Origin of the sequence: Azospirillum sp. OGB3 (assembly GCF_014192915.1) — a bacterium.
Classification (GTDB): domain Bacteria; phylum Pseudomonadota; class Alphaproteobacteria; order Azospirillales; family Azospirillaceae; genus Azospirillum.
The window spans coordinates 22,016-34,677 of sequence record NZ_JACHYN010000014.1 but is presented as its reverse complement, the minus strand read 5'-3'; the positions used below and the strand labels follow the sequence as shown (position 1 = coordinate 34,677).

Below are 12,662 nucleotides of genomic sequence, written 5' to 3'. Positions count from 1 at the left end.
CGGCCGAATTATTCCAGAGACACCGATGCAGCCGCCGCTCATCAGTCCTGCGTTTGCGCGGTTTTTGGTTAGTGCTTCCTTAACCCGACGGGATCATGGTCCGCCCACCGCAAACAGAGCATGCACGCAGGGCGCCTGACCATGGGCCAGAAGACCATCAAGTTCTCCGACAAGAACGGCTACCGCGACGTCGAACTCGACAGCCTGCCGCGCAACGTGCGCGCCGCCGTCACCGACATGGCCGCGAAGAACCCCGTCGCCAGCATCATCGTCGACCAGACGGGCATGCTGTACCGCATTCATCTGACCGAGCCGGCGAACGTCTATCTGGACGTGCTCTCGGTCGCCTGAACCACAGCACATCCCATAAGGAAACGGCCCATAAGGAAACGGCGGCGCACCCGATGCGCCGCCGTTTCCATTTCAGCGTGCCGCCACGAGCGTCTCGTCACTCCGGCAGAACGGTGAGGGTCTCGTCCAAAGCCGCGCGCGGAACCGTCGACCCGAAACCGGACAGGATCGCGCGGGCGTGCCCCGGCGCCAGACCGGTCATCCGGGCCAGATCGCCGGCGTCCAGCCCCTGCTGTTCGGCGGCGTGGCGGATGCGGGTGATCGCGTCGCGTTTCTCCGTGCGGTCCATGGCGCTGCTCCGTTTGCGGACGTGGTGGGTCATGCGGTCCTCCTGTGCCGGCGGACGGGGAGAGGCGGGTTTGCGGCTCCTCAGTGCGGGCGGCCCTCCAGGCGGCGCAGCGCGCGGTCGAGCGTGCTCACGGGCATCATGAACACGGTGCCGTCCAGAACCGCCCGGACATCCTCGATGTCCAGGCCGGTCGCCGCAGCGACGCCCCGCTCGTCCAGGCCGCGGTCTTCGGCGATCACGGCGATCCAGCCCGCCAGCGTGCGGGCTTGGGCCATCCGGGCGGGGTCCGTCAACGGGTGACGGCGCGCCGATAGGCTGCGGCCCCGAGAGTCCGCAAGGTCGGTTGGGGTTAGCATGGGCTCCTCCCAAAGAGCATCGGCCAATCATACGGCCTTCTTTTTCGGGCTATGGTGCGCTTCCTCCGTCCTGCGCACAATCCATCCATCGGCGCAATGCCCTTCGCCCGATGCCCCCTGGCAAAAGGTTCTGCGACGAAAAGTCCCTATTCCGCGCCGCCACGCTCAGGCTCCAATCCATCGCCGCGTCGGCCCGGTGTCGACATGGACAAAGTTCCGCTTCGCGTAGCAGCCCGCCCCGCCGTCGCCGAAGGACAGGGCGCAGCGGTAGAGATCCACCGCGCGCCGCCCCTGCAGGCGCAGGTCGACCGCGCGCCCCTGCAGATGCAGGCTGCCCGTGGCCGCCCCCTTCACGCGGCGGTTGGTTTCCTTGGAGCGGAAGGCCGACAGCACTTCGAACGGATGCTGGCTGTCCAGCTTCTCCTGCATTTCCGAGAGGCGGTTCAGCAGGGCGAGGTCGATGCGGTGGCAGTCGTCGCTGCGGTGATCGCGCAGAACCCAGTCGATGCGGGCCATCGCCTCCGCGACCGGGCGTCCCTCGGCCCAATAGACGCCGTCGAAGCTCTCCCCCGTCAGGCAATTGTAGATTCGCAGCGTGCGCTCCGGCGCCGGCTCCCACGCTGCGGCGCTGCGGCTGTTGCAGACACCGACCGCCACGGCGGCCCCCAGCCCGAAGATGCCGCGGCGCGTCAGGGCGGCGGCGGCGGACTGGGCCATCGGGGATTTCGGAGACGATGCTTGAAGGTGGGAAGCGGGAGAGCGATGGGAAGACGCGTTCAGGGACGGCAAAAAAGACGAAGACAGAAAAGGCATGGAACCACCGGTGCGTTGCGTTACCGAAGCCGTGAACAGGGAAAACCGGAAAATGTCGGCACGCCCTGATGACGGCGGGACCAACGGCGGGGGTTGCGCGTCGGTGGGCCTGGCGTGCCGCGGGAACGGGAAGGGCCTTCAGCGATTGTTCGGACCCTTCCCTGTCGAGTCCCCTGTCCGGCGGCGGGATAACCGGCCGAAGCGCCGCCCGTTCCGCCGCGGCGGGTAGCATACGGTAGTTTACGCCCCGTTCGGCGGGGGTGGTCTCCGCCGCCTTCGGCCGCGCCGCCTCCCCCTTTCGGGTGAGCACCCCACCCCAACGAACAGAGATCGCGGCGGACTTCGGGAATAACGCCCGGCCTAAAAGCACAGGGCTAATGGACATCCGTTTTTCCCGATGGAAGAATGCCGGCAACACATCGACCCACCCCTTTTGAGAAGGAACGCCCGTCGTCTTTCTCAATATTCGGGAGACGTCACGAATGACCGAGGAAACTCCGCCCGCGCAGAGGTGGGAACTGGATGATCGTGCCGTCAGGACGCAACTTGAGCGGATTTTGGCGAGCGAGCATTTCGACGCGTCGGAGCGCAACCGCCGTTTCCTGCGCTATGTGGTCGAGGAGTGCCTGGACGGACGGGCGCAGCAGATCAAGGCCTACTGCATCGCCGTCAGCGTCTTCAACCGCGAGCCGAGCTTCGACCCGCAGTCCGATCCCATCGTGCGGCTGGAGGCCGGGCGGCTGCGCCGCAGCCTGGATCACTACTATCTGACCGCCGGCCGCGACGACCCGATCCGCATCGTCGTGCCGAAGGGCGGCTACGCTCCCCGCTTCGAGCGGATGTGCGGCGAACCGCCCCCTGCCCTGCCCGGCTCGTGGGCCGTTCCGACGGTGGGCGCACAGCGGAGCGCCCTGTCCCCGCGCATCGCCGCGCTGGCCGCCGTGGTCCTGATCGCGGTCGGGCTGGCCGGCCTGCTGGTCGGCCGGACCCTCGCCACGCCCGCCGACATGGAGGAGGCGCTGGCCCTCGGCCCCCATCCGATCGTAGCCAGCGCGGAGCCGATGGAGACGGAACCGCCGGCGGCCCCGTTCGCAGGCATATCCGCGCCCGCGTCCGCAACGAGCAACGCACCCCTGACCCTCATCGTCGGCCCCTTCCGCACCACCGGCCAATCGGCGGAGGACGCGGCCATCGCCGCCATGCTGACAGACGAGATCGCCGGAGGACTCGCCAACCGCACCGACCTGCCGGTGCGGATCGACCCGCCATCGACCGCCGCGGCACCCCACCAGGGACTCCGCCTGTCGGGAAGTCTTCAGGGACATGACGCGTCGGTTCGCTTGGTCGTGCATCTGACCGACCTCGCCACCGGGACGGTGCTGTGGTCCAGCAGCCTGGACCGCCCGGCGGGACCGCAGGGCTTTCCGACTCCGCAGTCCCTGGCAAATGGCATCATCGAGCCGCTCACCGCCGCGCAAGGCCCCCTTCTGCCGATTGCCACCGCGCGTCTGCGCGCCAAGCCGGCCGCCAGCCTGTCACCGCGCGAGTGCGCCACCCTCGCCTCTGGGCGGCATGAGATCCCTCCGGCCGAGCGGACCGCCCTGAGCGGTTGCCTGACCTCCGCGGCCAGCGCGCTGGCGACCGGCGCCGGCGAGGCCGCCCGGCTATGGTCGGCGCTGTCCCTGCTGCAGTCCGACGCCTATCGGGTGGAACGGAACGACGCCGCCTTGGACGACGCTTTGGCTGCCGCCCTGCGCGCCACCGAACTGGAACCAGCCGCGTTGCGACCTTTGACGGCGCTCTACACCGCCTACTGCCTGCGCGGTCAATACGCTGCCTGCTTCGCCGCCGGGCAGCGCGCCCTCCGGGCGTCCCCCGGAAACGCCCATGTGCTGGGCGACCTCGGCCTGTGGCATGTCGAAGCCGGGCAATCCGCGAAGGGCCTCCCCCTGCTGGAGCAGGCGATGGAGCGCGACCCCGCCCAGCGGGAACGGCTTCTGCCCGCCTACAGCCTCGCCCTCCAGCGCCATGGGCACCCGGACAGCACGAAGCTGGAATTCGAGGTGACAGCCGCCGCCCCGGCGCAGGCCGCCCTGGCCGTCGCCTTCGTGGAGATGGGGCGCATGGACGAGGCCAAGGCGGCGGCGACGCGGGCCCTGGCGGCGGACCCCGATTTCGCCCGCCGGATCGCACGGGAGCAGCGCATCCAACCCCTGCCGCCGGCTCTGGACGCGGCCATCCGCAGCAGCTATGCCATGGTCGGATTGGCCGCGCCCGCGGGCGAGAGCGTCACCCGATAGCTCTCATACGACGTCGTATGATGAAACCGACGACGCGCCCAAGGCGTCAGCCGGTGCCCGGCTGGACGGACCCGTCATCCTCTTCGGCCCGCCGCCGCAGCTCGTCGGATGTGGTTCCGGCGGGCACGGCGTCCTGCAGCGTCCCGTCGCCGGGCGTCTTGCTCTTGTCCTCCAACGGCGAGTCCTTGCCCGGCCCCGCGTTGGGAGGGGTGTCCGGTGTCTTCTCTTCAGCCATGGCGAACCTCCGCTTTGTTGTGGTTCCAGCAAACAACGCCCTGGGCGCCCGCGGGGTCCACGTCACGGCCGGGGTGCGCTGTCCGGAGAGTCGTCGGTGTCCGGCGCCTTATCCTTTCTGGTTTCGGCACCCGGCCCTTCGATGTTCTGGAAGCCCATCTTCTCCTCGTCGAGGGCGGGGTCGGCGCGGGTGTTCCTGATGTCGAGCGGCTCGTCGCACTGGTCGCCGTAGCGTTTGTCGGTGCTCATGATCAGCTCCTGCTTATGGGTGACGGCTTGCGTCTCCGCCCCTCCCAACAGGACACCGGCATGGCCGTTGCGACAGCCCCCTTGCCGACGGCGACCCGGCTGCACACATCACGGCGTCATAATCGCGTATAAAGTTGACCCGGACGGTCAGGCAATCCTTGACCGCGCCGCGGCACTTCCGTAGGGACTCGCGCGGTGGACCATGCCGGACAAGACCGGTATGAAACCGGCACCCGACCATCAAGCACCCCGCCCCGGCAGCGCCCCAACGCACCGGCGGCCCGAACGGAGAGCGTCATGCTCAACGAAGCCACGCCCACCGTTGCCGTTCCGGCGGCGCGGGACATCTTCTCCCTCCCCCGGCACCGGACGGAGGCCCGGCGCCCCGCGCCCTTCCTGCCGATGACGCGGGCGGAGATGGACCGGCTGGGCTGGGATTCCTGCGACATCGTCGTGGTGACGGGCGACGCCTATGTCGACCACCCCAGCTTCGGCATGGCGATCATCGGGCGGCTGCTGGAGGCCCAGGGCTTCCGCGTCGGCATCATCGCCCAGCCGGACTGGAGCAGCGCCGAGCCGTTCAAGGCGCTGGGCAAGCCGAACCTGTTCTTCGGGGTGACCGGCGGCAACATGGACTCGATGGTGAACCACTACACCTCGGACCGCCGCCTGCGTCACAACGACAGCTACACTCCCAACGACGAGGGCGGCAAGCGGCCCGACCGCGCGGTGATCGTCTACAGCCAGCGCTGCCGCGAAACCTACAAGGACGTGCCCATCGTGCTCGGCGGCATCGAGGCGAGCCTCCGCCGCATCGCCCAGTACGATCATTGGAGCGAGAAGGTCCGCCGCTCCGTCCTCGTGGATTCCAAGGCGGACATCCTGTGCTACGGCAACGCGGAGCGCGCGATCATCGACGTCGCCCACCGCATCGCCGCCGGGGAGAAGGCGCGGGAGATCGATGATGTCCGCGGCACCTCCATCATCCGCAGCCGCGTGCCGGACGGCTGGACCGTCATCGACAGCAGCAGCATCGACGAGCTGACCCCCGCCGCGCCGCGCGCCGCCGGGGCCGACCGCACCGTGGTCCGCCTGCCCTCCTTCGAGCAGGTCAGCGCCGACAAGGTGCTCTACGCCCACGCCTCGCGCGTGCTGCACCAGGAGAGCAACCCCGGCAACGCCCGCGCGCTGGTGCAGCGGCACGGCGACCGCGAGGTCTGGCTGACCACGCCGCCGATCCCGCTGACCACGGCGGAGATGGACGGGGTCTACGGCCTGCCCTACGCCCGAGCACCCCACCCGGCCTACGGCGACGCGCGCATCCCGGCCTGGGAGATGATCCGCTTCTCGGTGAACATCATGCGCGGCTGCTTCGGCGGCTGCTCCTTCTGCTCGATCACCGAGCATGAGGGGCGCATCATCCAGAGCCGGTCGGAGGGGTCGATCCTCAAGGAGATCGAGGAGATCCGCGACAAGGTGAAGGGCTTCACCGGCGTCATCTCCGACATGGGCGGGCCGACCGCCAACATGTACCGCATGGCCTGCAAGGACCCGGAGATCGAGAAGGTCTGCCGCCGCCCGTCCTGCGTCTTCCCGGACATCTGCAAGAATCTGAACACCGACCATAGCGACCTGATCCAGCTCTACCGCAAGGCGCGCGCCATCCCCGGCGTGAAGAAGATCAACATCGCGTCGGGCCTGCGCTACGACCTCGCCGTCCGCAGCCCGGAGTATGTGAAGGAGCTGGTGACCCACCATGTCGGCGGTTACCTGAAGATCGCGCCGGAGCACACCGAGCCCGGCCCGCTGTCCAAGATGATGAAGCCGGGCATCGGCACCTACGACCGCTTCAAGGAGATGTTCGAGAAGGCGGCCAAGGCGGCGGGCAAGAAGCTCTACCTGATCCCCTACTTCATCGCCGCCCACCCCGGCACCAGCGACGAGGACATGATGAACCTCGCCCTGTGGCTGAAGCGGAACGGCTTCAAGGCCGATCAGGTGCAGACCTACCTGCCCTCCCCCATGGCGCTCGCCACGGCGATGTACCACAGCGACCGCAACCCGCTGCGCCCGATCCGCCGCGAGGGGTCGGAGACGGTGTTCTCCGCCAAGGGGCTGAAGCAGCGTCGCCTGCACAAGGCCTTCCTGCGCTACCACGACCCGGAGAACTGGCCGGTGCTGCGCGACGCGCTGAAGGCGATGGGCCGCAGCGACCTGATCGGTCCGGGCGAACACCAACTCGTTCCGGCGTGGCAGACGACCGGGGGGATTGGCAAGGCGGACAAATCCGGAGCGGACAGGCCGAAGCCGGGCAAGACCTTCTACACCCAGCAGGCGGGCAAGGGCCGCCGGGCGCCGGCCAAGACCGGCAAACCGGCGGGAAGGGCGAGGTAGCCATTCACTCCCTCTCCCGCCCCGGGAGGAGAGGGAAGGGGCCCACGCGCCAGCGTGGGAAGGGTGAGGGTGCTGCCAAGGATCAGCGCGACGATCCTCGTACGACCCTCACCCGCCCGCTGCGCGGGCACCCTCTCCCGAGGCGGGAGAGGGATAAAGGCTCAGCAGTCGTTGAGCGCCCGGATGCGTTCGATCAGCGCCAGCCCATCGCGCTCGGCCAGGGCGACCTCGGCGGCGCCGTCGCAGGCGCGGCCGCTCACATGGACATAGTGATAGCGCACGCGCACGGCGTCCCGGCCGATGGGCTCCGCGGCCAGCAGGCGGACGGGAACGCGCATGCTGCCGTAGAAGCGGGTCATCGACGCGATGTCGTAGGCGCCGCTGCCTCGCTTCTCGGGAATGACGTAGGTGTTGGCCCGCGCGGCGTCCGCCTGTCCCAAGGCATCGTAGAAGGCACGCACCGCCGCGACCCCGTCGGTCGGCTGGGGGCGCGGCGTGGGCGGATGGATTTGGGCCGGGTCAGCGCTCGCGGCGGGCTGCGGGATGGGCGCAGGGTTGGCTGCGGGCTGACCCGGCCGGACCACCGTGGCCGCCGGGGACGGCTGCGGTGGAACGGGGACCGGCGGGGCAGGGGGCTGCTCCACCGCCGGAGACGGAGCCGGAGAGGGAATGGGAGTCGGTACGAGCCGCAGGGGACCTTGTGTGGCCATTTGGGGGGCCGTCTGCGAGGCGGCCGCACCGGCCAGCAGACATGCCCCTGTCGCCGCCGCGAGCCCCAGACGCCTCACACGGTTGCCCATCGCCCTCTCCTGTCGAAAAGCGTCAGATCCATAGCAAATCCCCGGTTGCCGGAGGATTGTCCGGAACGGTCCTCTGGCTTGCATTCCGGCGGAGCGGCCTCTAGCGTGACCGGCATGACCGATGCACAGACCACCCCGATCCGCCGGCTCGCCGCCCCGCAGGCCGTTCTCCTGGAACAGCCGAGGCACGGCGTCCCGCAAACCAGCGAGATGCTGTTCGGTGAAACATGTACGCCGCTCGACCGGGATGGCGACTGGGTGAAGGTGGAAAACCGCACCGACGGCCATGTCGGCTGGCTTCCCCCCGGCACGGACCTGACGGAGCCGGTCGCCCCGACCCATCGCGTGTCCGGCCGCGTGGCGAACCTTCACCCCGAGCCCACCCACAAGGCGGTGCCGGTGGCGGCGCTGAGCTTCGGCAGCCTCGTCACGGTGGCGGAGCAAGCCGAGAACGGATGGGTCCGGCTCGACAACGGCCTATGGACCTTCGGCAAGCGGCTGGAGCCGGTGTCCGTGCCGCTGAATCGCGTTCCGGTGGAGACGGCGCTGCGCTTCCTGGAGACGCCCTATGTCTGGGGCGGACGGAGCGCCTTCGGCATCGATTGCTCCGGCCTCGTCCAGGTGGCGCTGAGGACGGCCGGGATCACCACCCACCACAGCAGCGGGATGCAGCGCAACGACGATCGATTGGGGCCGATGCTGTCCACAGACGGGCAGGGGATGGATTACCGCCGCGGTGACATCGTGTTCTTCCCGGGCCATGTCGGGATCATGCTGGACGGCACCACGCTGCTGCACGCCACCGTCTTCACCATGTCAGTCGTGACCGAACCCCTGGCCGACGTGGCCGACCGCGCCGAGGGCATCACCGGCGTGCGCCGCCCGCTCCTCTAACGCCCAGCCGATCAGGAGCAGCGTCGGGCCGTCGCCCGCCGCCACGCCCCGCTCAGCCATGGCACCCAGCGTCGTGCGGTGGTGGCGCTCGTCGGGGCGGCAGCCGTTCTCCACCGCCAGCACCGGCGTGTCGGGGGACAGGCCGCCAGCGGTCAGGCCGCGCCCGACGCGGCGGGCGGCCTCGCGGCCCATGTAGATCGCCAGCGTGCCCTTGGGATCGGCCAGCCGCGCCCAGTCCGGCTCCGTCGCGTCGCCCTCGCGGGCGTGGGCGGTGACGAAGGTGACGGCGCGCGACACGCCGCGCTTGGTCAGCGACAGCCCGGCGCTGGACGCGCAGCCGAGCGCCGCGGTGATGCCGGGGATCACCGACACGCTGATTCCGACACGCTCCAGATGCTCGATCTCCTCGCCGGCCCGGCCGAAGATCATCGGGTCGCCCCCCTTCAGCCGGACGGTGCGCCGCCCGGTGCGGGCCTGCGCCTCGATCAGGGCGTTGATGGCCTCCTGCGAGTGGGAGTGCTGGCCCGACCGCTTGCCGACGCAGATCAACTCCGCCCCCGGCGGCGCCAGGGCGAGGATGTCCGTCCCGACGAGATGGTCGTAGAGGATCACCTCCGCCTGAGAAATTGCCCGCGCCGCCGCGATGGTCAGCAGATCGGGGTCCCCCGGCCCGGCGCCGACCAGCGTGACGTGGGGCGTCCGTTTGCCCGCCTCCGGGATGGCGCGGGCGACGCGGCGGGCCGTGCGCGGACGCAGCGCGGAGCCCATCGCGGCGCGCAGGGCGACGATGAAGTTGATACGTTTGCCTCCGGACCGCGAGACAAGACCGTCAAGCCACATGGCAGCGCTGGGCATCGGCAAGGATCTCCTTGAGTTCGGGAAGGCAGGAGCCGCAGTTGGTCCCGGCCCGCAGGGCCGCTCCGACCTCCTGGACCGTGGTCAGGCCTTGGCTTTGGATGGCGGCGATCAGGCGGTTGACGCCGACGCCGAAGCAGGAACAGACCGTCCGCCCCTCGTCGGCTGTGGGAACCGGCGACCGGCCGGAGAGCAGGGCGCGGCGGGCGGGACCGTCCAGCGCCTCCGCCGACAGCAGATCGACCAGCCAGCCCCGGCTGGGCAGGGCGCCGGAGGTGGACAGGAACAGGCAGGCCTCCAGCCGGTCGTGGGTGACCCAGGCGCGGCGCAGCACGCCGCGGGCCGCGTCGCTGTAATCGACGGTCGCCCCGGCGAAGCCGAACTCCAGCGCGTCCGGAGCGGGCAGGGCGCCCTCGCCGGCCAGTTCGATCAGGTGGCCGCCGGGGACCGCGCGGCGCGTCCAGTAGCCGCCATGGGCGGGCTCCACCGCGTCGCGGGCGACCAGGAAGCCGGTCCAGGCGGCGGGGTAGGGAACGACCGTCACCGGCATCCGCTTCAGGTCCGGCTGGCCCGACAGCGGGTCCACGGCCAGATCGTCCACCAGCCGCCCGACGACGCAGGAGGCGGTGAAGCGGTCGGTCCAGTGCATGGGCAGGAAGGCTTCCCCCACCCGCTGGGCCTCGGTGACTCGCAGCCGGGCCAGCGCCATGCCGACGGGGGTGGACAGGCTGACCAGGGCGCCGTCGGTCAGGCCGTGCGCCGCCGCGTCCTGCGGGTGAAGGTCCAGGCAGGGTTCCGGCGCGTGGGCGGAGAGGCGCGGCGACAGGCCGGTGCGCGTCATGGTGTGCCACTGGTCGCGCAGGCGGCCGGTGTTCAACATCAGCGAACCCCGCTCCACGCTGCGGGGCAGGGGACGGGACATGACCGGGGTGAAACGCGCCCGCCCGTCGTCGGTGAAGAAGCGCCCATCGGTGTAGAGACGGCGCGTCGGCTCCCCGCCAACCCGCCGCGGCCAGGGGGCGGGGGCCAGCGTTTCAAATTCAGCGTCGGACAGCCCGGCAAGGCCGCCGATGTCGAAGGCGCGTGCGCCGCCGTTCTCGAAGGCGGAGAGGGCGGCGTGCTCGCGGAAAACGTCGGCGGGCGTCTCGTAGGGGAAGGCGGCGGCATGGCCCATCGCGCGGGCGACCTGGGTGACGATCCACCAATCGGGCCGCGCCGTGCCCGCCAGAGGACGGAAGGCCCGCTGCCGGGAGATGGTGCGGTCGGAGTTGGTGACGGTGCCGTCCTTCTCGCTCCACCCGGCGGCGGGCAGGCGGATGTGGGCCAGCCGCGCCGTGTCGGTGTCGGCGATGCAGTCGGAGACGATGACGGTTTCACATTTGGCCAGCGCGCGGCGGACGCGGGCGGCGTCGGGCATGCTGACCGCCGGGTTGGTCGCCATCACCCAGACGGCGCGGACCGTGCCCTGCTCCACCGCGCGGAACAGGTCCACCGCCTTCAGGCCGGGCTTGTCCGCCACGCGCGGCGCGTTCCAGAAGCGGCGCAGCCGGTCCACCGACTCCGGCTCGAACCCCATATGGGCGGCGAGCTGGTTGGCGAGCCCGCCGACCTCCCGACCGCCCATCGCGTTGGGCTGCCCGGTGACGGAGAAGGGACCCATCCCCGGCGCGCCGATCCGCCCGGTCAGGAAATGGACGTTCAGGATGGCGTTGACGGTGTCCGTCCCCTGGGAGGACTGGTTCACCCCCTGGGAGTAAACGGTGACCGTGCGGCGGACCGTTGCGACTTCAGCGTAAAAGGCCTCGATGTCGGCCAGCGGCAGACCGCAGCGGGCGGCGACATGGGCGGGGGAGGGGGCGTCGGCGCGGGCGGCCTCCAGCGCCTTCGCCAATCCGGCGGTGTGCTCCGCGACGAAACGGGCGTCCAGAACGCCGTTGTCGGCGAGATGGACGAGCAGCCCGTTGAACAGCAGGGCGTCGGTGCCGGGGCGGATGGGCAGGTGCCGGTCGGCCCCGTCCACCGCGGCGGCGCGGCGCGGGTCGATGACGACGATGCGGGTGCCGCGCGTCCGCTTGGCCGCCAGCAGCCGCTGGTTCAGGATCGGGTGGCACCAGGCGAGGTTGGAGCCGACCAGGACGACCAGATCGGCTTCGTCCAGGTCCTCGTAGGTCACCGGCACCGCGTCCGCGCCGAAGCCGCGCTTGTGGCCGGCCACGCTGGAGGCCATGCAGAGGCGCGAGTTGGTGTCGATGTTCGCGGTGCCGAGAAAGCCCTTCGCCAGCTTGTTGACGGCGTAATAGTCCTCGGTCAGCAATTGGCCGGAGACGTAGAAGGCCACCGAGTCCGGCCCGTGCCTGGCGATGGTGTCGGACAGGCGCGTCGCGACGGCGGCGATGGCCTCGTCCCAGGCGACGCGCCGCCCGTCCACCTGCGGGTGGAGCAGCCGTTCGCCGAGGCCCAGCGTGTCGGGCAGGTTGGTGCCCTTGGAGCAGAGCTTCCCCCGGTTGGCCGGGTGGTCGGGGTCGCCGGCCACGCTGACGGTGCCGTCGGCGGAGATGGAGGCCAGCACGCCGCAGCCGACGCCGCAATAAGGGCAGGTGGTGCGGACAACACCCCTCTCCCGCCTCGGGAGAGGGTGCCCGCGCAGCGGGCGGGTGAGGGTCGCGCGAGGATCGAGGCGCTGATCCTCGGCAGTACCCTCACCCTCCCACGCTGGCGCGTGGGTCCCTCCCTCTCCCGGGGCGGGAGAGGGGGAATAAGGCCTTCCCTCACCCATGGCCGCACCCTCCGCGGCCCGGACGGAAGGCCGCCAGCCCGAGTTGCACCGCGCCGTCGACCACCCGCACCGGGCAATGGCCGGCGCAGCCCTCGTCGGGACCGACCGCCTCGCCGCTGGCGAGGTCGATCACCCAGCTGTGCAGCGGGCAGGTCACCCGCGCCCCGTGGACGATGCCCTGCGACAGCGGGCCGCCGGCATGCGGGCAGCGGTCCTCCAGCGCGTAGACCTCGTCCGCCACGGTGCGGAACAGGGCGATGTCGCCGAAATCGGTCCGCACGACGCGGGAGCCCTGGCGGGGAATGTCCTCGACCGAGCCGACGGTGATCCAGGAAATGCTCTGATCCATGT

13 protein-coding genes are annotated in these 12,662 nt (G+C 70.4%); 4 read left to right on the top strand and 9 right to left on the bottom strand.

The window, feature by feature from the left end:
* Positions 1-120: 120 nt before the first annotated feature.
* Positions 121-351: a hypothetical protein gene (locus tag FHW79_RS23415; RefSeq protein ID WP_236778257.1), complete on the top strand. Its 231-nt coding sequence runs from the start codon at positions 121-123 to the stop codon at positions 349-351.
* A 97-nt stretch (positions 352-448) separates the two neighbouring features.
* Here FHW79_RS23415 and FHW79_RS23410 read toward each other — a convergent pair whose 3' ends face one another.
* The 3 genes from FHW79_RS23410 to FHW79_RS23400 form a co-directional block, all read right to left on the bottom strand.
* Entirely contained in the window at positions 449-673 is a 225-nt protein-coding gene (locus FHW79_RS23410; protein WP_247884568.1) for a hypothetical protein, read from the bottom strand.
* Between the two features lie 47 nt (positions 674-720).
* On the bottom strand, positions 721-915 hold the full coding sequence (locus tag FHW79_RS23405) for a hypothetical protein (RefSeq protein ID WP_183181124.1): 195 nt from the start codon (positions 913-915) through the stop codon (positions 721-723).
* A gap of 246 nt (positions 916-1,161) precedes the next feature.
* On the bottom strand, positions 1,162-1,713 hold the full coding sequence (locus FHW79_RS23400) for a DUF882 domain-containing protein (protein ID WP_183181123.1): 552 nt from the start codon (positions 1,711-1,713) through the stop codon (positions 1,162-1,164).
* Between the two features lie 578 nt (positions 1,714-2,291).
* Here FHW79_RS23400 and FHW79_RS23395 point away from each other — a divergent pair.
* Positions 2,292-4,109, top strand: a complete 1,818-nt coding sequence (locus FHW79_RS23395) for a hypothetical protein (protein WP_247884567.1) — start codon at positions 2,292-2,294, stop codon at positions 4,107-4,109.
* 46 nt (positions 4,110-4,155) lie between these two features.
* Here the strand turns inward: FHW79_RS23395 and FHW79_RS23390 are convergent, their stop codons facing one another.
* Together FHW79_RS23390 and FHW79_RS23385 are read right to left on the bottom strand one after the other, a co-directional pair.
* Complete coding sequence (locus FHW79_RS23390) at positions 4,156-4,344, bottom strand: hypothetical protein (protein WP_183181122.1); 189 nt, start codon at positions 4,342-4,344, stop codon at positions 4,156-4,158.
* 62 nt (positions 4,345-4,406) lie between these two features.
* Entirely contained in the window at positions 4,407-4,592 is a 186-nt protein-coding gene (locus FHW79_RS23385; RefSeq protein ID WP_183181121.1) for a hypothetical protein, read from the bottom strand.
* A gap of 402 nt (positions 4,593-4,994) precedes the next feature.
* Here FHW79_RS23385 and FHW79_RS23380 point away from each other — a divergent pair, with 402 nt between their 5' ends.
* Positions 4,995-6,986, top strand: a complete 1,992-nt coding sequence (locus FHW79_RS23380; protein WP_348984259.1) for a YgiQ family radical SAM protein — start codon at positions 4,995-4,997, stop codon at positions 6,984-6,986.
* Positions 6,987-7,147: 161 nt separating this feature from the next.
* Here FHW79_RS23380 and FHW79_RS32845 read toward each other — a convergent pair whose 3' ends face one another.
* Positions 7,148-7,447 (bottom strand): hypothetical protein, encoded by a 300-nt coding sequence (locus FHW79_RS32845; protein WP_247884566.1) that lies wholly within the window; start codon positions 7,445-7,447, stop codon positions 7,148-7,150.
* 453 nt (positions 7,448-7,900) lie between these two features.
* Between FHW79_RS32845 and FHW79_RS23370 the strand changes: the two genes are divergently transcribed.
* Complete coding sequence (locus tag FHW79_RS23370; RefSeq protein ID WP_183181118.1) at positions 7,901-8,680, top strand: NlpC/P60 family protein; 780 nt, start codon at positions 7,901-7,903, stop codon at positions 8,678-8,680.
* Here the strand turns inward: FHW79_RS23370 and cobA are convergent.
* The 3 genes from cobA to nirD form a co-directional block, all read right to left on the bottom strand.
* Positions 8,603-9,535, bottom strand: coding sequence for a uroporphyrinogen-III C-methyltransferase (cobA, locus tag FHW79_RS23365; RefSeq protein ID WP_348984253.1), 933 nt, complete (start codon positions 9,533-9,535; stop codon positions 8,603-8,605). The two genes, FHW79_RS23370 and cobA, sit on opposite strands and share 78 nt — an antisense overlap.
* Positions 9,510-12,104 (bottom strand): molybdopterin-dependent oxidoreductase, encoded by a 2,595-nt coding sequence (locus FHW79_RS23360; protein ID WP_348984252.1) that lies wholly within the window; start codon positions 12,102-12,104, stop codon positions 9,510-9,512. The genes cobA and FHW79_RS23360 overlap by 26 nt, the downstream gene beginning before the upstream one ends.
* Before the next feature lie 199 nt (positions 12,105-12,303).
* Positions 12,304-12,660, bottom strand: coding sequence for a nitrite reductase small subunit NirD (nirD, locus tag FHW79_RS23355; protein WP_035677835.1), 357 nt, complete (start codon positions 12,658-12,660; stop codon positions 12,304-12,306).
* Between the last annotated feature and the right edge of the window lie 2 nt (positions 12,661-12,662).

Coding starts and splice junctions, on each gene's coding strand:
- cobA (WP_348984253.1), bottom strand. CDS start 9,535: ATGCCCAGCGCTGCCATGTGGCTTGACGGTCTTGTCTCGCGGTCCGGA.
- FHW79_RS23370 (WP_183181118.1), top strand. CDS start 7,901: ATGACCGATGCACAGACCACCCCGATCCGCCGGCTCGCCGCCCCGCAG.
- FHW79_RS23395 (WP_247884567.1), top strand. CDS start 2,292: ATGACCGAGGAAACTCCGCCCGCGCAGAGGTGGGAACTGGATGATCGT.
- FHW79_RS23385 (WP_183181121.1), bottom strand. CDS start 4,592: ATGAGCACCGACAAACGCTACGGCGACCAGTGCGACGAGCCGCTCGAC.
- FHW79_RS23390 (WP_183181122.1), bottom strand. CDS start 4,344: ATGGCTGAAGAGAAGACACCGGACACCCCTCCCAACGCGGGGCCGGGC.
- nirD (WP_035677835.1), bottom strand. CDS start 12,660: ATGGATCAGAGCATTTCCTGGATCACCGTCGGCTCGGTCGAGGACATT.
- FHW79_RS23400 (WP_183181123.1), bottom strand. CDS start 1,713: ATGGCCCAGTCCGCCGCCGCCGCCCTGACGCGCCGCGGCATCTTCGGG.
- FHW79_RS23380 (WP_348984259.1), top strand. CDS start 4,995: ATGACGCGGGCGGAGATGGACCGGCTGGGCTGGGATTCCTGCGACATC.
- FHW79_RS23405 (WP_183181124.1), bottom strand. CDS start 915: ATGGCCCAAGCCCGCACGCTGGCGGGCTGGATCGCCGTGATCGCCGAA.
- FHW79_RS23415 (WP_236778257.1), top strand. CDS start 121: ATGCACGCAGGGCGCCTGACCATGGGCCAGAAGACCATCAAGTTCTCC.
- FHW79_RS23410 (WP_247884568.1), bottom strand. CDS start 673: ATGACCCACCACGTCCGCAAACGGAGCAGCGCCATGGACCGCACGGAG.